The following is a 20000-nucleotide window of genomic DNA, read 5'->3' on the forward strand; positions in this document are numbered from 1 at the left end:
TAGCAAGGTAAAATAAATATTTTATTTATGCAGTTGAATTTGCTTTATAAAGCAGGCGCATCCTTTTGTAGTTGCCCTTTGGTATTAAAATACAAATAAGTTTTGCGAAATGCGTTTTTGCGAACTTCAATCCGATACAATACTTCATTATTGAGTGAAGTAATTTTTTGTACCAACAAAATTTCCCAATCGTTAAATTTACTTTTATCGAAACCATCCTTTATCGCATCGTTCAATTGATCATAAGGCATTTTGCTAATGGTTTCTAGCCATTGGCCCTTGTTGTTATACTTCACTTGCATTACCGTATCGCCATTTTGAAAATTTGCCTGAAAATTGGTAAGGTTATCTTTCCAACTAACCTGGGCTGCTTTAGGGAATTGATTAGCAAATGCAGCTGTTACTTCAGAAGGAATTTTTCTTAATTGAGCTTGAGAGGATATAATAAAGCCAAAGAAAAGAATAAAGAATGCAACGATAACTCTTTTTATTTTCATACCGTATTTATTTTTCATATTAAGAAATTAGTCAGTTTTACCTTCAATTACCAGCACTATTTCACCTTTAACACCATGCGCTTGGAAATAGTTATACACTTCAAGTAATGAGCCGCGTATGTGTGTTTCAAACATTTTAGATATTTCACGACTCACTGAACAATTTCGCGATTCACCGAAATAATTCATTAATTCCAATAATGTTTTTTGTAGCCGCATAGGGCTCTCATATAAAATTATGGTCCGTTCTTCCTGCGCCAATTTTGTTAATAAGGTATGTCTGCCTTTTTTGGGTGGCAAAAACCCTTCAAATGCAAAGCGATGAGCAGGTAAACCACTTACTACCAATGCAGGAACAAAAGCAGTTGCGCCGGGTAAACAAAGTACATTGATATTGTTTTGTACACAAGCTCTTACTAACAAGAATGCCGGATCGGAAATACCAGGTGTACCTGCATCGGTTATTAATGCAAATACTTTACCCGACTGCATTTGCGAAATTAAATGGGGAACTATTTTATGTTCGTTATGTTGATGGTAAGGCGAAACAGGTTTTTGAATTTGGTAATGTTGTAATAAGCGGGCTGAAGTACGTGTGTCTTCACACAAAATAACATCGGCACTTTGTAAAACTTCTATGGCACGAAAAGTAATGTCTTTTAAATTACCTACAGGTGTAGGAACTAAATATAAGCTAACCTTTTGCTGGTTTGTTGATTGTTGTACTTCCGCCATTACAAATACTTAATTAACCCTGCACCATTTCAATTTCATAAAATTCCATAACAGGGTTGGCTAATAATTTTTTGCAGGCTTCTTCTGCCTTAGTTTTAGCGCTTAATTCAGATTCGGCCTCAATTTGAAGTGTTATATGTTTACCAATTCTTACATCGGAAATGCCATTTAAACCCAAGTTGTGTAAACCGCCTAATACTGCTTTTCCTTGCGGATCTAATAAATCTTTTAATGGCATTACTTTAATTTGCACGTGGTAGGTCGTCATGATGTGATGCTTTGTTTTAAAAGCAAAGATAAAACTACATAAGCTATAAAAGTTACCGGTACGGACATCCACCCTAAAAATAGTGCAATAATAACAGCAATTAGTGCCAATATTAGGAATGGCCATAATTTTTTAAATTCCAATTTTTTAAATTTCAATGCCATCATAGGCAACTTAGCAACCATTAAATAACTCAAAATAATGATTGCGGCATACAAAAACCACTTGTTTACCATTAGCTCAATTAACCATGCCTTGTTAGAAAACCAATAAATTAAAGGGAAAGAAGCAACACATAATCCGACAGCAGGAATAGGTACGCCCTTAAAATGATGTGTTTGTGTATCATCTACATTAAAGCGAGCTAAACGAAAAGCACCCGCACAAGGAATTAAGAAAGCAGGCAGTAACCATAAAACTGATACATCTAATCCATTAGGTTGTCCTGCGTAAGCCCTGCGTAAAAACTCATAAAAAATCATTCCTGGTGCAACACCAAAGCTAACCAAATCACAAAGTGAATCCAATTGTTTGCCTAATTCAGAAGTGGCCTTTAATGCACGAGCCACTAATCCATCTAAAAAATCAATTACAGCGGCTATGCCAATACAAACACTTGCCCAAAATATTTTTTGTGGAATTTCTATGGTTTGTTGACCTGTGTCATCAACACTTAACATTAAACCGGGTTGTAATATTACAACGATGGCAATACAACCAAAAAACAAATTTAACAGCGTAAAAATGTTGGGAATTTGTTTGTGCATAACAGGGTTATAATAAGTTGGTTTTATTTTTTATGTTGCATTAATTTTTCAATTTCTTCTACCGTAATGGGAATATTTTTCATTAAATCGGTATTACCATTTTTGGTAATCCAAACATTATTCTCAATGCGCACACCCATTTTTTCTTCTTCAATGTAAATACCGGGTTCAACGGTAAATACCATACCCGCAGTTACGGGCTGAAGTCGATTACCCAAATCGTGTACGTCAATCCCTAAATGATGGGAAATGCCATGATACAAGTATTTGCGATAGGCTGGATTATTTTTGTCTTCGTTTTTAACATCAGCTTTGTTCAATAAACCAATTTTTAAAAATTGTTTAGTTGCCTCTTCCCCTACTTTGTTATGGTAATCGGATAATAATATACCGGGTTTTAAAATTGATTTTGCATAATTATGTAAGTGTAAACAAGCATTGTACACTTCTTTTTGTCGTTTTGTAAATTTACCATTTACAGGAACTGTTCTGGTTAAATCGGCGCAATAACCACCATATTCTGCGCCAAAATCCATTAAAACAAGGTCGCCGTCTTTACATTCCTGATTGTTGAAAATGTAATGTAACGTTCTGGCATTATCACCACTGGCTATAATGCTGTGGTATGCAGGCCCTTCAGCACGTTGACTTAAAAAAAATTTGTAAATTTCTGCTTCAATTTCATATTCTGTAACACCGGGTTTAATGAATTGTAAAAGATGCCGAAAAGTATTTTCCGTAATATCGATGGCTTTTTGAATAACTGCTACTTCGGCTTTGGTTTTTATACTTCGTAATTGTTTTAATATTTTGGCTGCCCTTTTATATTCGTGTAAAGGATAACGCGCTTTCATTTCATCAATAAACCTGTATTCATTCGTACGAATCAGTGATGCTTTTCTGTCGTTTTCATTTGAATCGAGATAAATTGTATCAACACAATGTATCCATCCCTGTAACAAAGCTTCTATGCTATCTAACCATATAATGGTTTCAATACCAGAAATAGCCTGTGCTTCTGAAATGCGCAGTCTTTTTCCATCCCATTTTTCTTTTAGTTCATTGGGTCTTACTAAAACCAAAACTTCTCTAAATTTTTTTTCAGGATTATCCGGATAAAGAATGACCATGCTATCTTCCTGAGTTATACCGCTTAACCAATACAAATCGCTATTTTGTTTAAAGGGATGTAAAGCATCACCATTAACAGGAAATGCATCATTGCTAACAAAAATAGCAATACTATTGGGTTCCATGGCTTTTATAAAACGATGCCTGTTTTCAGTAAACAAATCGGCAGGTAAAGGCAAATTTTTCATATGCAAAATTTAAAATGGAAAGATAATTCATTCAAGCGAATACTATTATAATTTATGAAAGGCATTAACAGTTATTTACCATGACGCATACGAATAAAAACAAATAGAAAACTAATTTAATTTTAAAGATTATTATGATATTAAAAACAAACTAAGAAGCATACCCAAAATAAATAACCATTTAAAACCGATTAAATTGTAATAAAACGGCAATAGATAACATGAAACTGTTAGTTTATAGCCATACATTTGAGTTTCATAATGTTAATTTTTCAAAATATTTCTCGAACCCCCGATTCCTCGGGGGTTCCTTTTTTACATAGCCTTATTGGAAAATGCTAAAGGCAATAAATTTGTTGCATTTTCTACAACAATAATCTCACCCGATTGGGCAGCTAAAATTAAACGCATGGTATGACCATAACGACTTTGGTGCTCTATTATAGCCTGCCGACACATACCACATGGTGAAATAGGTTGTTGGCTATTATTTCTTTCCGTATCATAAGTAATTGCCATTGTAGTAATGTATGCTTCAGGGAATAACGCTGCAGCAGAAGCCAACAAACTTCTTTCAGCACAAATACTTACGGGATAACTGGCATTTTCCTGATTGGTTCCCGTAACTATTTCACCATTGCTTAATAAAGCAGCTGCCGAAACTCGAAACTTTGAATAAGGTGCATATGCTAAAGCAGTATTATGTCTTGCTTTTTCTACTAATTTGGCATCGGATTCAGGTAATTCATTGATATCATCATAAACCTGAAAGGTAAATTCAATGTGCTTTTTGTGCATGTAATACAATTTTAGTCAAGCAATTATTACCAATAAAAAATCCTTGTATTAAATACAAGGATATAACAAAGTAAAAATAAAGATAACTAATTTATCCATTTAAATATTCGTTTCCATCTTGGACCATTATCCCAACTAAACCAAATGAGTGAGGCTTTTCCCACGATATTGGGTTCGGGTACAAACCCCCAAAAACGGCTATCTTGGCTATTATGCCTGTTATCACCCATCATCCAGTAGTAATTGTAATGGAAGGTGTATTGTGTTTCAGGTTTGCCATCAATAATAAATGTTCCATCCTTTTCTTCTAAGGAATGATGTTCATATACGCGAATTAAACGCCTGTAAAAAGCAATATTATTGGCGGTTAGTGTAACTGTAGCTCCTTTTTTAGGAATGTAAATAGGTCCATAATTATCAACACCCCAACCCAAAGAAAGCTGATAGGGGAAAATACTATAAGTTGCTTCAGATGAATCGAAGGGAATAACAAAGCGTTCAACAGAAACAACGTTGGGTACTTTGCGTAAACTAGTAGCATCATCGTGCGTTAAGGGCATGTAATACGCACCACTTTGGCGGAACATATTTTGTAAATCTTCGTGCAATTGTTCGGATTTTTCGTCGTTGCGAACATCGATATTGTACTGAGATTTCAAAATATCGAAATCGAGGGGATGGCCATTGGTTTTTACAACATAAGTGGTTTGAGAATGAGTGGGTTGAAATGCTCTTTTACCGTTTACGTAAAGAATACTTTCTTTTACTTGAATGGTATCACCAGGCATACCGACACAACGTTTAATATAATTATCTGTTTTATCCATTGGATGGACAATAATATTATCACCAAATTGTTGCCAAACAGCCTCTCGCCCTTGCCTCCGAACAAAATCGTAGTAAGGTTGTGCGGAACCATAACCCGGTAAATTAATAATTGTATCACCTTCCGGGAAATTGAATACAACCACATCATTCCTTTTAATTGGTTCATAACCCGGCAAACGCATATATTTTAATTTAATCCAGGTTAAGTATGAAGGAGTTGTTTCACTTAATGGCATGGTATTATGTACAAAAGGAAATGATAAAGGTGTTTCAGGAATACGAGGCCCATATGCCATTTTGTTTACAAACAAAAAGTCATGCACCATTAATGTTTTTTCCATACTTCCCGTTGGAATTACGTAAGCTTCAAAAATAAAAGTGCGAATAATAGTTGCCGCTACTATAGCAAATACGGCAGCGTCAATCCATTCACGTGCAGCTGATTTTTTATATTGCTTTACAACTTTTTCACCACCCCACTTTGCATTAGCCGAAAAACCTAAATAAGGAAAATAAATAAATGGTAGGAATACAACTAAGGTGTGTTCAATTAAATTAAACCTACCAAAATGCATAGTAAAAATAATGGTTATCCAAATTGTAATGAATTGCCCTGCAATAGGAATGAATTGCAACCAAAACCACCATTTTTTTATATTACATTTTTCTACAATTAGCCAAGTATTGTAAAATGGAATAAATGCTTTCCAAGCTTCTATTCCAGCTTTTTGAAACATGCCATACATTCCAATGTGCCAACCAATAATACCAATAATGAAAAGTGCTATACCCATACGTAAGTTTTAAATAAAGCTAAATTTTCTTTTGTTTTTTGCTTTTAACAATGTTACAAAGCTTGGTTTAGATTTGTTAAACAAAACCCAAACTTATATTAAGCCGGTAAAGCATAGTTGGTTACATCGTCAACAGTGATGGTTTTACCCGATAATATGACTAACCTTTCAATTACATTCCGTAATTCACGAATATTACCCGACCATTTTTTGTTTTGTAATGCTTCTATGGCTTTTTTATCAATCACTTTTTTTGCTTCACCATATTCCTCGGCAATATCTTCTAAAAATTTTTCAATTAATAATGGAATATCTGAAACACGTTCATTTAATGATGGTACGTGTATTAGAATAACGCTTAGCCGATGATATAAATCTAATCGGAAATTTTTTGCTTCCACTTCCTCCAATAAATTTTTATTGGTAGCGGCAATTACCCTAACATCTACATTAATTTCTTTATCACCACCAACTCTGGTTATTTTTCCTTCTTGCAATGCTCTTAACACTTTAGCCTGCGCCTGAAGGCTCATATCACCAATTTCATCGAGAAACAAGGTGCCACCGTTAGCTTGCTCAAATTTGCCAATACGTTGTTTAATGGCAGAGGTAAAAGAGCCTTTTTCATGGCCAAATAATTCACTTTCAATTAATTCGCCAGGTATAGCTGCACAGTTTACTTCAATTAGAGGTGCATTGGCTCTATTGCTTTTTTCATGTACCCAACGGGCTACCAATTCCTTTCCACTTCCATTTTCTCCGGTTATTAAAACCCGGGCATCAGTGGGTGCCACTTTATCAATTGTATCTTTAATTTTTTGAATAGCTTCGCTTTCACCAATAATTTCTTGAACCTTGCTTATTTTTCTTTTTAAAACTTTGGTTTCCTTTACTAAGGTTGTTTTATCCAAAGCATTGCGAATGGTTATGAGCAATCTATTTAAATCGGGTGGTTTTGAAATATAATCAAAAGCACCTTTCTTCACAGCATCTACAGCTGTTTCAATATTTCCATGCCCACTAATAATAATGATGGGTACTTCCGGCTTTTCAAGCAATGCCTTCGATAAAAACTCAATGCCATCCATTTTGGGCATTTTTATATCGCATAATACCACATCGAAAGTTCCGGCTACAAATTTTTTCCAACCATCTTCTCCATCAACTGCCTCTTCTACCTTGTAGCCTTCATTACTAAGAATATCTTTGAGCACACTTCTAATAGCACGTTCGTCATCTATTACCAAAATTTGTGACATATAACTACTTATAGTTTTTGCTAAGATAAGTGTTTCGTAATTGTTTTAAACAGAACCGCCGTTAAAGCCGCCTAAAGCTGTAGTTGACAGCCTACATAAAAATTACGTAATGGAGCAGAATTATAATATCGGCCACCTGCTGCATTATAATCATTTCCCAGGCTATATTGCTGATTTAGTAGATTATCTGCTCCTACAAATGCATTCAATTGCCATTTTCCCCATTGAAAGTTCTTGCCCATTTTCAGTTGTAAATTTTGATAGCTATTAGCAAATACTGAGTTGGCATCGTTTAAAGGAATAGCACTTGTAGCAAATAGCATGATATGCAAATAGTATGCATTGCGAGTATCCACATCAATTCCACCACTAAAATTATTTTTGGGCACTCCCGTAACAGCATTTCCCGAGTATTCGGTATTTCCTTGTTTGTAATTATAAAAATGATATGGCTGATAGCTATAACTTCCCCAAACAGACAATTTTTTTATTAGCTTAAAAGGCTGTTGCAAAATTTTATAATGAGCAGATGCCTCCACTCCTTTTTCCATGGCCCCCCCGGCATTGACAAAATATTGCTGCCCCTGTGCATTAATACGCATCACTATGGCATTTTGCAATTGAAACCGATAGGCTGCCACATCAAAGTGCAATGCATTATTGAGTAAGCTACCTTTAAATCCTGTTTCTAAGTTCCAGCCATATTCAGGTTTCAATTCGGAATGAAAAATTCTGTCCTGCGGAAAAAACTCGGCCAAAGTAGGTGGCGAAAAACCTTTAGCTGCAATGCCGTACCAAGTTATAGCGCTATTAATTGCATAACTTACCGAAAAACGCGGTGTTGTTACCTGTTGGCTTTGTGTTCGCAAGTCGTGCAACATAGCAGTATCAGTTAATCTGCGATAACTGAGTAATTGATTATTGTAACTGAGTCCGGCATTAAAAATTAATTTGTACAATTTGATTTGTAATTGCGAGAATAAATACCACTGATTTGCAAATAAGTTATCTTTAAATTGAACTGCTCCTGCTACACCATTTAAGTTGTTATAATCATCAATTCGAGAATGATTGTAAAGCCATTCCCCCCCATTGATCCAAGTTATATTGAATTGCTTTTTTTGCAACCGGTAAATAAATTGTTCGGTTAAACCGGTATTGGTTTCATCTCTATTTTCATATTTAGTTAAAAACGGATTGGTAATTGCATTGTGATTTAACATTACAGTGGCCTCATTAGAAAATGCGGAACTGATTTTCCATGTATGATGCACTCCTACCATACCTGTTTTATCATATATAGCAGATTTTTGTTGTACAGCACCGGGAATATTACCCGATGGTGGTCTTGCAGAAGTAGGATTTTTAAGCATTTCAGCCAATGTTAAACCTCCCGGCGTTTGGTAATACATATTGGTATAATAGGCTAAAACATCAAAGGTATGCGAATTAGTTTGCCATTTTCCTACCCAATTATAAGTATCTCTTCTAACGGCACTCTGTTGACGATAGTTGTTTGATTGTAAATGGCTTTGCTGTAAGGTAGATGCAAATTGCTTGTTTTGATGGGTGTAACCTGTGTTTTCAGCCATCAAACCATATGAGCCGCCGGTGATACCTGCTGTTACATGATGCTGCACCTCATTACTAAAATTTGGAAGCGAATTCATTAATAATACACCGCCTGTTCCTGCCCCATAAACACTGGAAGAAGGGCCTTTGATAATTTCCATGCTATTAATCTGGCTAACATCAATTAAATTTAAATACGTATTTCCACCTCCATCAGAAATGGGAATATTATTCCAATAGACTTTTACATTTCTTACACCAAATGGAGAACGTAAAGTACTGCCTCTAATGGAAAGACGATAACTACCCGGAGAACGTTCTTCCATTCTTACCCCGGCAACGGAGTTAATGGCAGGCAGTAAACTAGTGGGCGCAGTTTTTTCTATATCTGAATGGCTAATAATGGCAACAGCAGCAGGTGCCTCTTTCCATTTATTATTCAACATAAATGCATGCACCGTTACTTCCGCCAATGTATCATTACCAAATGCAACTTGTTTATTTACTGTTTGCGCATATACTTTTTGAAAAAATGCTATTCCAATAACTAGTGCTAAATATTTCATTATTATAATCTGGTTAAGATGCCAGCAAATACAAGCATAAAATTAGGCCATTTAATCTGCCTTTACTGAGTTGATTCAATAATTAATGAAACAAAAAAAATCCCGAAAAATTTCGGGATTTTATATTAAGAAACATTTACACTTATTTTTTCATGTACATCACTTCCTTAGCTAACTTAACGGTACGCTCAACATCAGGAATAGCTAAAGCTGCTAAGTTGGGAGCATAGTGCATTGGAGCATCAGCACTTGTAATTCTACGAATGGGTGCATCTAAATAATCGAAGCCCTCTTTTTGAATACGATAAGAAATTTCAGAACTTACAGAAGCAAATGGCCATTGCTCTTCCACAATTAATAATCGGTTAGTTTTCTTAACGCTTTCTAAAATGGTTTGCCAATCTAAAGGGCGAATAGTTCTAAGGTCAATTACTTCGGCATTTACACCTTCTTTTTCTAATTCAGCAGCAGCTCCTAAAGCAACTTTCATCATTTTATTAAATGAAACGATAGTGATATCTCTACCCGATTTTTTGATGTCGGCTTTTCCAATGGGAATATAATATTCTTCATCAGGCACTTCACATTTATCACCATACATCACCTCACTTTCCATGAACATAACTGGATCCTCTTCATAACGAATGGCTTGTTTCAACAAACCTTTTGCATCATAACCATTAGAAGGAGAAATTACTTTGATTCCTGGAATATTGGCATAATAACTTTCGAAAGCGGTTGAGTGTTGCGCCCCTAATTGACCGGCACTACCATTGGGACCTCTGAAAACAATGGGGCAGGAAATTTGTCCTCCGCTCATGGCTAACATTTTTGAGGCGGTATTTAAAATTTGGTCTAAAGCCAAAACAGCAAAATTCCATGTCATAAACTCAACAACCGGTCTTAGCCCATTTTGAGCAGCACCAACGGCTACGCCTGCAAAACCCAATTCGGTAATAGGTGTATCTATGATACGTTTAGCACCAAATTCTGCTAACATACCCTGGCTAACTTTATAAGCACCATTATATTCAGCAACTTCTTCACCCATTAAAAACACTCTTTCATCTCTTCTCATTTCTTCTTGCATGGCCTCTCTTAGTGCCTCTCTAAAAGCTATTGATCGCATAAAATTATCGGTTAGTGAAATTTGAGTAGCAAAAATAGAAGATTATCGGGTATAAAACCAAAAACTGGCTATTTCATCAATAAAAAAGCCCTTTGAAGCTTTTCAAAGGGCTTTTTTTAAAATTTAATAGGGTATTAAAAAACGTTATATCCATAACTAATGTAATACAACCCACCAATTTGTGCATTACCAAAACCATTAGTGTAGTAATGATTCAACAAATTGGTTCCACCAATTTTAATCATTGATTTGGTTGCAGGCAATTTAAAGGTAATTACCCCATCAATAGTTGAAAAGGATGGAACTGTGCCGGTACCAAAGGTACCTTCATAGTAAAAGCTATCTTGATAACGATACATTAAACTAAAGCCTAAGCGGTTGTTTAATAAAAATCCGGAATTGCTAAACCCAATATTTGTTCTAATTTTAGGCGTATTGAAATAAGACACAAAACCAGAAGGAAGACTACCAATTTGATCAGAATACAAATTAGCATTTACAGAGAAATTCCTTGGCAATAAATATTGTACAGAAGCACCCCAACCATTTGTAGAAACATTACCCGGGGTATTTACAGAAATGCTGTAAATAGTACGTGTTGCTGCTGCATTACCGGAAGTACCATTTGGATTTAAGCCTAACAAACCTAAAGGTGAACCATTTTGAGATTGTACTACCGTTACACTACCCAAAAAATCTTGGTACGTAGCCCAATAAGCATAAACATCAATTAATAATTTTTGTGCTATTAAGCCTTTATAACCCACTTCGAATGAATTAGAGGATTCCGGTTTAAATTTTCCAAAATTTTGTACCTGCAATAATCCGGGGTTAGGCGTACCAGCTTGAAGGGAAGCACCAAAAGCTTGTACACTTGCCAACGTGTAGGATGGATTATTATTGAAGTTATAATAATTACGCAACTGTGGTAAACCACCCATTAAACGAGTACCCCCACTTACTAACAAATTGATCCATTGGTTTTGGGTAGAGGGGAAGCGATAAGCGGTTTGATAAGAGAAACGCAAATTGTGATTTTTGGCCAGTTTTACAACTGCAGAAAAGCGAGGTGTGAATTTTCCATCGAAATTGCTGTTTTTATCATACCGACCGGAAGCTGTTAATTTTAAAACATCATTGAACAATTGCTGTGATACTTGTGCATAAGCACCTACTTCATTGATGTATATTTTACCGGCAGTATCAGCAAATAAAGTTCCTTGTGAGTTTAAGGCATATTGTTTCCAGTTTCCACCCACCAATAAATCGGTTTTGGTTTTTTCCAAACCTAACGCATGTGTTAAATTATACTGACCTTCTACCATATATAAGGCTGTTTTATCAACAAATAAAGCGCCGCCTTTAGAAATGGGAGTTTGTACAATTTTTTGGAATAATGGATTATTATAAATGGCACCTGTTGGTCTTCCAGAAGCTGCATCGGTAGTTGCACGGGCATAAATTTGTGCAGCAGCATCACTCAATGCCGCTCCGCCTAAAGCAGCCGGCAATCTTGACTTAATATAATTTTGAGTGTATTGTGAAAACCATCCTGTTGCACCCCCACTAGGTAACAATGCTTCATTAAACAAGCGAGCAGCAATGGTTGAGTTGTAAGAATCTCCTGCATTTTCCTGAGTTGTATAAGCTCTTAAAAACCAGTTCTTATTCTTCATTTCAATTTTATACTGCCCCATTTTCAAGTTCTTTAAAGCATACCTGTCTGAACCAGTATAAACTGTGCTACCTGTACCCCAATTTCCTTCAGCAATTAAATCAGTACGGCTGTTAATTTTATAAACTGCCTGACCTGAAATTTTAAAATTGTAAGTAGTAGGCGCAATTACAAATTTTTCATCAAAACCTGTACGAGAAACATTTTGGTTAGCAGGAATAGTAGATACAATACCATTGATAACTGAACTAGGCACTCCTTGCGCAATGAAACCTTGCCCTACTTGTTGTGCCAATGTATTAAAAGTAATACCGCCTGCATTTACTAAATTCGTTTCATCGCCATAAACGTTTACACCATCATATGCGGGATCAGAATCGCGAGTACCCGGAATTACCTGACCATTAGGTGTACCTGTAGTGCGAGAATAATCACGTTTATCATTAGCTATCCAATCCTGCGCCTGCACATATTGCGTAGCAATTTTAAATGCAAATTTGTCAGAAACTTTTTTAGCCCAACGTAAGCTCCAATCGTAATAAGGAGCAGCATTACGTTGATAATTATCAACATGGTTTACACCCTGCTTAATTTGAAAACTTAAACCTTGGTACTTAAAAGGATCTTTACTGTTGATTAATACAGTACCATTCATTCCTCCAGGACCGTACAAAGCTGAAGATGCACCGGGAAGCAATTCAATGCTTTCTACATCTAACTCAGTTAAGCCAATTACCCCACCTACCGGGAAGTTTAAACCGGGCGCCTGGTTATCCATTCCATCTACAATTTGGTTTAAACGTAAATTACCATTCACATTAAAACCACGAGTACCAACCGATTTAAATGTTAAACTAGAAGCTACAACATCAACTCCATTTAAATTTCCTATAATATCATAATAGTTTGATGCCGGAGCCTGACGAATTGTAGATGCACCGACCCTTTCAATAGTTACAGGAGATTCAATAATTTTTTCAGGCACACGTGAAGCAGCTACAACCACTTCTTCACCTAATGCATAATGTGGTTGAATACTAGTTTCGATAGGTGAACCTGTAAAATTTACTTCTTTTGTGGCATAACCTACAGAAGAAATAACAAGTGTGAATGGAGGTTTTTGTGAGGTGGTAAATTTGAAATAACCTTTCTCATCGGTATAGGCACCACTAGTACCTCCTTTAATTGTTACAGAAACAGAAGATACAGTTTCATTATTGTTGGCATTTTTAATAACCCCACTTACTACAGTAGGTTCCTGACCAAAAGATAGCTGTGGAAAGATTAACCAGCATACCAAACATAATGATAGCACCAATTGTAATTTTCTCATATGGCAGATTTTGTTTTAAGCAATATAAAAAAATGTTGGCTGAATAAAAAAATTATTAAAAAAATAATTCGAAAAAAATTTGGAAATCAATCACATCCAAAAAAATTAAATGTACAGTTTTTTAAATAGCTACTTGTATTTTTGACGTATGACAGCAACATATCAATTCCCAAAACAAACAAATTTTTATAAAGGCAAGGTAAGAGATGTTTACACCATTGCCGATAATACACTGGTTATGATAGCCAGTAATCGTATTTCTGCATTCGATGTAATTTTACCGAAACCTATACCTTACAAAGGGCAAGTATTAAACCAAATTGCAGCACATATGCTGCATGCTACACAAGATATTTGCAAAAATTGGTTATTAGCTGTTCCTGCACCACAAGTAAGCATAGGGAAAAAATGTAACCCATTTAAAATTGAAATGGTTGTTAGAGGAAACTTAACCGGCCATGCTTGGCGTACTTATCAATCGGGCAAAAGAAGTTTATGCGGTGTTCCTTTACCCGAGGGAATGAAAGAAAATGATTTTTTCCCTTCACCCATTATTACCCCCAGTACAAAAGCAGCGGAAGGACATGATGAAGATATTTCAAAAGAAGCCATTATAGCACAAGGTTTGGCATCAGAGAAAGAATGGGAGCAATTAGAAAAATTGACTTTAGCATTGTTTGCTAGAGGTAAAGAATTAGCTGCTAAACAAGGCTTAATATTAGTTGATACCAAATATGAGTTTGGAAAAATTGGTGATGAAATTTATTTAATGGATGAAATTCATACACCTGACAGCTCGCGTTACTTTTATGCCGATGGTTTTGAAGCAAGACAACAGAAAGGTGAAAAGCAAAAACAACTAAGTAAAGAGTTTGTAAGAGAGTGGCTTATTGCTAATCATTTTATGGGTAAAGAGGGAGAAATGGTTCCTGAAATGAGTGAAGAATGGATTACCACCATACAAAATCGTTACATTGAATTATATGAGAAGTTAATTGGTGTTACATTTAAACCCGAACCACTTTCCGAAGCGGAAACTTTTGAAAAAATTGTAGCTTCATTAAAAGAAATTGGCATTTATTAACTAAACGCCATTTATTTCGTCAAGACGTGGCCGTAAGCGAGCTTTAGATTTATGGAAAATATTTTGGCCCTTGTCTATTCCCTTACGTAATTGTTTTTGTCGTTCAAGCGGCAAGTTCAGTGTATCGGCACATTCCTTACTGCAACAACCATTGTAGGTTTTAGCACAATCCTCACATTGTATAAACAACAAATGACATCCATTATTCTTACAGTTGGTGTGTGTATCGCAGGGCTTACCACATTGATGGCAACGGGCTATAACATCATTCGTAATTCTTTCACCCAAACGATTATCGAAAACAAAGTTCTTACCTTTAAAATAACTTTCTAAACCAAGTTGTTTCGCCTGCCTGGCATAATTAATAATACCGCCTTCTAAATGATACACATTTTTAAAACCTTTGTGTAGCATATAAGCACTAGCCTTTTCGCAACGAATACCACCGGTACAATACATGATGATATTTTTGTCTTCATTACCTTTCATCATTTCCACTGCCATAGGAAGTTGGTCTCTAAAGGTATCAGATGGGACTTCAATTGCCTTTACAAAATGGCCTACTTCGTATTCGTAGTGATTACGCATGTCAATTACTATCGTATTCGGATCTTCCAGTAATTTATTCATGGTAACAGCATCAACATATTTGCCCTTTTTGTACATATTGAAAGATGGATCGTTAATACCATCTGCTACAATTTTTTCACGTACTTTAACTTTCAATACCCAAAAACTTTTCCCATCATCATCAACCGCAATATTTATTCGCAAACCATTTAAGGCAGGAATACTGTATAAAAAGTTTTTCATGACCTCAAAATTTGACTCGGGCACACTTGCTTGTGCATTAATGCCCTCTTTAGCCAAATAAATACGGCCAAAGACCTTCAAGGCATGTAAATTCTTGTACAAATAATCGCGGAAAGCAGGCGGATTTTCAATTTCAAAATACTGATAGAAACTTACAGTAATACGTTTTTCAGTTTCTTGCATGAGGCGTTGCTTTAACTCCTCATTGTTAATACGGTTGTGCAACAATGCCATGGTAAAATTACATTTCAGACTTTTTATTGCTTTACAGCAAAAAAAGTTCCATTAACAATATGGACCCACTTGCAGGGTGGGCAAAATATCGTTGCAAAAGTATCAATTTTAAACAATCAATGTTATAAAATTTGAACTTTAAAAGCTAATAACATCGAAAGGTTAAATTTTCCTAATTAAACTACCTGTTAAGGCAGCCATTCCGGCAACAATACCTCCAACCAACGCTGTAACCAAAATTATAGCCAGAGAAGAACCATGAAGTGGTAATATTTGGGCTACTTTTTTCGACAAGATATGATCATTAGCCGCATCAATCAAAAATGCCCAGATTCCCCACAATAAAAACAATGCAATAAATGCAGCCAAAAAAGCTTTGTAAGGTTTTTGATGAATAGCCAAAGCTACTACGAATGCACATATAGCAAAGGTATACCAAGGAAATGCTGCATATAAACTAAAAGCAAAACTCAAAAGTGCTGTTATTAATATAGATATTACGAATTTCATATTCAATTATTTTTATTTTAGTTATGCTTTGGTGCATTGTAAATGCCATTTTATTTCTGAGCTCTTTTCAGCCATATCACGTGTTAAAAAAAGCAATGGATAATATTTTCCAGCAGCCCATTGTTCAATAAAATTATCATAATAAAAACTGCCGGGATTGCCGCTTTGTCCGCCGGGATAAACACCATATGCCTCCGTTTTATCTGTTAAATGCACAATCATCCGCCAACTGGGTCCGTGATTTGAAGTAGTAGCATTAATAATATTGGTTCCCCCGCCTATTGGCACATGTAGTTTACTAAAGGCAGGAATTTTCAATAAATGACCAATGTAGGTATCTTTATATTTTCCCCAAGGCAGTCGCCCATCTTTTTCAATATCTTCTAATGCGGCACAAGCTTTCTTACATGCTTGTTGCACTATGGTCTGCATATTTTCTTTTACATCTTTTGTGCGAATATCATCAGCAAAAATATAATTTGTATCCTTTATCATTGCTTCCACTAATGTTGACTGATCGGGCCACATGTACGGCAAGCCGGTACTGTTTAATTCATCGGCATAGGTGCCTACAAATACACTATCCCAAAAACATTCAAAAATAGTTGGCGCAGTAGCATCATAATCACTCACCAAATTCCATGATTTTAATTTGTCAATATATCTCTTTTCAACAGGGGTTAGTTGCTTTTCATCTAAATACTTTAACAAAGCAGGACGAGCCATTTCAGCAAAAACATTATAGTTATTGGTTTGCATATGCATCATATCTTCTGGAGTTATATTTTGCATTTGCGATAAAAATCTATTGATAATTATTCCACGATAAATAGGAAAATTTCCTTCACGGCCTAAATAGTATGGATAGGTAGTATCAACCGCCATTTGATTGGCACTGCTCACAAACCCTCTTGCCGGGTTATACATTAAAGGATTTTCTTTATTTGGAATTACCCCTTGCCACATATAACTACTATCCGTTCCGGGCATTACAAACTCGCCTTGGTGTTTCCATTTAGCAATAAAAGCACCTTGTTGTTGAATAGCTATATCTCCATTTTTGCAGGCAAATGCAAAATTTTGTCCCGGGCATTGAAAATAACCAATGGCATTTTGATAGTCGTTGTAATTTTTAGCACGATTTAAACGATAAAATGAGGCTAATTCATTACTCCCATCGTGCGCCTTCCAACGAACGGCATAATAATGACCATCTTTATTTTTGCTTTGATAACTTTTATCATACATAACCGGACCAAATACTGTCATGGCTAAAGTTTCCACATCATCCGGCCCATCTTTTACTTTTATAACTTCTTTTCTTATTTCAGCCTTTTTCCATTCGTTATTAAACCAGTACTCTTGCATGGTACTGTCTTTAAATTTCATTTCATAAAAATCTTTTACATCTCTACCGGCATTGGTTACCCCCCAAGCACAACTGTCGTTAAAACCTATAATTACGCAAGGTGCACCCGGAAAGGTAGCGCCATAAGTATTTTGTGTGGGTGTGTTTATTTGTATTTCATACCAAAGTGATGGAAGATTTAAACCTAAATGGGGGTCGTTACATAAAATGGGGCGCCCGCTTTTGGTTTTTGTTCCATTAACAGCCCAATTGTTACTACCATTGTTTTTATTGGGAATAATGGGTGGAATGGCTGTTGTATTACCACCGGCAATACCATAATAAACAGAATCAATATTGGCAGGAATTTTAGGTATGATTGAAGGTTTTTCAAATTTGGTTCCAATTGGCAAAATTGGATCCAATGAATCGGCTCTATCGGGAAACATTTTTTGGAATAAATCATATCCCAACAAATTTTTGGTATTCGTCATCAATAAATCATCATCCCCCTGTCCGGTTAGATCATACGACATGAATTTTAGAAACAACGCGGAACGCATGTTAGTCCACAATTCAGGTTGCACATTCAATAATTTAAATTCAATAGGCAATTCAGAAGGTTTTAATTGTTGAATGTAAGCGTTCACCCCTTCAGTATAAGCATCCATAGCTGCTTTAATTTCCGGGTCGGCTTCCATTACCTTCAATGAATTTTCAGCCGCATAAACCATACCCAATCTTCTGAAATATTTGTCAATGGCTAATCCGTCCTTACCAATCATTTCACTCAAACGTCCTCCGGCAACGTTAGTTTCAAACTCCATTTGAAACAAACGGAATTTAGCATGTAAATAGCCCTGTAAAAAATAGGCATCTGCATCATTTTCTGCATATATGTGGGGTACCAATCTATTATCAAAATACACATCAGCTTTCCCTTTTAATTGCGGCAATATCAATTTCCCGCCAAAATTGGCATTTTCACCTTCGGCATTTTGCCAAAAACCCAGTTGTGGCGATAAAAAATAACCCAAACGCGGGGTTTTTGATTTTCCTGCAGGTAATTGAACATTTAATACAATAATTAAAGCAATGGTAAAAATTGCTGCTATTAGAGTGTAGACATATTTCATAGACAAGATTTGTTTCAATGGTTTTTAATCATCGCTATTTTGAAATTGGTGGCAAAAAATAATTATTTATACCCAAAAGCCAATGATTGCTAATTGAAAATAACAAATTTTTGCATACATCAACAAATTTGTTACAGAGAATTATGAAGCTTTCATATTGTTCAATAATTGCAACAATTTTTGAATCTCTTCTTTAGTATTAAAGGCATGCAAAACTATTCTTAGTCGCTCTGCGCCTTTGGGTACAGTGGGATATAGTATGGGGCGCACCGCCATTCCATTTTTCTGTAAATGTTGAGCTACTGTAATTACCTGTTCATAACCGGGTATAACCACCCCTTGAATGGGGGTTTGTGAATTTAGTTTTTGAAATGGAATTTTTGCTTGTTGAAATTGTTGAATGTGCTGCCGCAATAAACTACGTGCTGATTCCATAGTTGGGAACAGTTGATACGACTTCATTATACCCTGTACCAATATGGGTGGCAAAGCGGTAGTATAAATAAGCGGGCGAGAAAAATTAATTAAATATTTTTTTAACCTGTTAGAACCTACAACCACAGCACCCTGGCATCCTAATGCTTTTCCAAATGTATGAATACGTGCAAACACACTGTTTTGTACTTGCAAATGTTGGGTTAACCCCTCTCCTTTATTTCCAATAATACCGGTAGCATGCGCTTCATCAATAATTAAATGAGCACCATACTTTTGCGATAAATGAATCAAATCTTGTAATGGACAAACATCGCCGTCCATACTGAAAACCGATTCCGTAACAATAAAAACATTGCCTTTTGCAGTCTTTAGTTTATCCTCCAACTGCTGCATATCATTGTGCTTGAAAGAAAAACTTTTTGCAAATGAAAGCCTTACGCCTTCGCGTATGGAAGCATGAGAAAGAGCATCGTATAAAATAGTATCGCCTTTTTGTGGTATAGAAGATAAAACACCCACATTTGCATCATAACCGGAATTGAATAAAAGAGCCGACTCTGTTTCATGAAAACCGGCAATTATTTTCTCCACTTGTTCCATTAATGCATAATTACCTGACAAAAGACGTGAACCTGTTGCACCAAATGCGAAGTATTGGGAAGTTTCCTGATGAATCAAATGATTTTTCACAATGCCCAAATAATCATTGGAAAAAAAATCAACAGCATTCATATCGGGCAATTTCAGCTTTCGTAATAATCCAAGTGCAGTTCGCTCTTCAATTTTTTTATCAAGAAAATGGTCGTTATACATAAGTCAAAACTAATGAAATACTATTGTTTAACTGAACATGAGGAAAGAATACCTGAGGGTAGTAATTTTGCCGGGAATACTTTT

Annotated in this window: 16 protein-coding genes; 1 reads left to right on the top strand and 15 read right to left on the bottom strand. The window is 35.7% G+C overall.

Annotated features, from left to right (window positions below):
- Positions 1 to 44 precede the first annotated feature (44 nt).
- The 11 genes from ACP5P5_RS00120 to ACP5P5_RS00170 all read right to left on the bottom strand — a co-directional run bounded on the left by ACP5P5_RS00120 (position 45) and on the right by ACP5P5_RS00170 (position 13540).
- A complete protein-coding gene (locus ACP5P5_RS00120) occupies positions 45 to 497 on the bottom strand; it encodes a PepSY-like domain-containing protein (protein ID WP_428284089.1) in 453 nt (150 codons plus the stop codon).
- A gap of 27 nt (positions 498 to 524) precedes the next feature.
- Positions 525 to 1232 carry a 16S rRNA (cytidine(1402)-2'-O)-methyltransferase gene (gene rsmI / locus ACP5P5_RS00125; RefSeq protein ID WP_428284090.1) on the bottom strand — a complete coding sequence of 236 codons (708 nt, stop codon included), beginning with the start codon at positions 1230 to 1232 and terminating at the stop codon, positions 525 to 527.
- 13 nt (positions 1233 to 1245) lie between these two features.
- Positions 1246 to 1500 (bottom strand): phosphoribosylformylglycinamidine synthase subunit PurS, encoded by a 255-nt coding sequence (purS, locus tag ACP5P5_RS00130; protein ID WP_111294044.1) that lies wholly within the window; start codon positions 1498 to 1500, stop codon positions 1246 to 1248.
- Positions 1497 to 2267 carry a CDP-alcohol phosphatidyltransferase family protein gene (locus ACP5P5_RS00135; protein ID WP_428284091.1) on the bottom strand — a complete coding sequence of 257 codons (771 nt, stop codon included), beginning with the start codon at positions 2265 to 2267 and terminating at the stop codon, positions 1497 to 1499. Before ACP5P5_RS00135 ends, purS begins: the two co-directional genes overlap by 4 nt.
- A gap of 23 nt (positions 2268 to 2290) precedes the next feature.
- The gene (locus tag ACP5P5_RS00140) at positions 2291 to 3586 is read right to left on the bottom strand and encodes an aminopeptidase P N-terminal domain-containing protein (RefSeq protein WP_428284092.1); all 1296 of its coding nucleotides are present in this window, start codon (positions 3584 to 3586) and stop codon (positions 2291 to 2293) included.
- A 315-nt stretch (positions 3587 to 3901) separates the two neighbouring features.
- Positions 3902 to 4384: a cytidine deaminase gene (locus ACP5P5_RS00145; RefSeq protein ID WP_428284093.1), complete on the bottom strand. Its 483-nt coding sequence runs from the start codon at positions 4382 to 4384 to the stop codon at positions 3902 to 3904.
- An 86-nt stretch (positions 4385 to 4470) separates the two neighbouring features.
- Positions 4471 to 6006 carry a signal peptidase I gene (gene lepB / locus ACP5P5_RS00150; protein WP_428284094.1) on the bottom strand — a complete coding sequence of 512 codons (1536 nt, stop codon included), beginning with the start codon at positions 6004 to 6006 and terminating at the stop codon, positions 4471 to 4473.
- 98 nt (positions 6007 to 6104) lie between these two features.
- The gene (locus tag ACP5P5_RS00155; protein ID WP_428284095.1) at positions 6105 to 7265 is read right to left on the bottom strand and encodes a sigma-54-dependent transcriptional regulator; all 1161 of its coding nucleotides are present in this window, start codon (positions 7263 to 7265) and stop codon (positions 6105 to 6107) included.
- A gap of 71 nt (positions 7266 to 7336) precedes the next feature.
- Positions 7337 to 9403: a TonB-dependent receptor gene (locus tag ACP5P5_RS00160; protein WP_428284096.1), complete on the bottom strand. Its 2067-nt coding sequence runs from the start codon at positions 9401 to 9403 to the stop codon at positions 7337 to 7339.
- Positions 9404 to 9545: 142 nt separating this feature from the next.
- Complete coding sequence (locus tag ACP5P5_RS00165; RefSeq protein WP_428284097.1) at positions 9546 to 10532, bottom strand: pyruvate dehydrogenase complex E1 component subunit beta; 987 nt, start codon at positions 10530 to 10532, stop codon at positions 9546 to 9548.
- 134 nt (positions 10533 to 10666) lie between these two features.
- Positions 10667 to 13540, bottom strand: a complete 2874-nt coding sequence (locus ACP5P5_RS00170; RefSeq protein WP_428284098.1) for a TonB-dependent receptor domain-containing protein — start codon at positions 13538 to 13540, stop codon at positions 10667 to 10669.
- A gap of 148 nt (positions 13541 to 13688) precedes the next feature.
- Here ACP5P5_RS00170 and ACP5P5_RS00175 point away from each other — a divergent pair, with 148 nt between their 5' ends.
- Complete coding sequence (locus tag ACP5P5_RS00175; RefSeq protein ID WP_428284099.1) at positions 13689 to 14624, top strand: phosphoribosylaminoimidazolesuccinocarboxamide synthase; 936 nt, start codon at positions 13689 to 13691, stop codon at positions 14622 to 14624.
- On the opposite strand, the gene ACP5P5_RS00180 is transcribed toward ACP5P5_RS00175, so the two are convergent.
- The 4 genes from ACP5P5_RS00180 to ACP5P5_RS00195 form a co-directional block, all read right to left on the bottom strand.
- Positions 14625 to 15671 carry a rhodanese-related sulfurtransferase gene (locus ACP5P5_RS00180; protein WP_428284100.1) on the bottom strand — a complete coding sequence of 349 codons (1047 nt, stop codon included), beginning with the start codon at positions 15669 to 15671 and terminating at the stop codon, positions 14625 to 14627. It lies immediately after the preceding gene.
- A 162-nt stretch (positions 15672 to 15833) separates the two neighbouring features.
- On the bottom strand, positions 15834 to 16181 hold the full coding sequence (locus tag ACP5P5_RS00185; RefSeq protein ID WP_428284101.1) for a hypothetical protein: 348 nt from the start codon (positions 16179 to 16181) through the stop codon (positions 15834 to 15836).
- 21 nt (positions 16182 to 16202) lie between these two features.
- A complete protein-coding gene (locus tag ACP5P5_RS00190) occupies positions 16203 to 18665 on the bottom strand; it encodes a penicillin acylase family protein (protein ID WP_428284102.1) in 2463 nt (820 codons plus the stop codon).
- Between the two features lie 141 nt (positions 18666 to 18806).
- On the bottom strand, positions 18807 to 19916 hold the full coding sequence (locus ACP5P5_RS00195) for an aminotransferase class I/II-fold pyridoxal phosphate-dependent enzyme (protein ID WP_428284103.1): 1110 nt from the start codon (positions 19914 to 19916) through the stop codon (positions 18807 to 18809).
- Positions 19917 to 20000: the final 84 nt, after the last annotated feature.

Source organism: Hydrotalea sp., assembly GCF_049968455.1.
Classification (GTDB): domain Bacteria; phylum Bacteroidota; class Bacteroidia; order Chitinophagales; family Chitinophagaceae; genus Hydrotalea.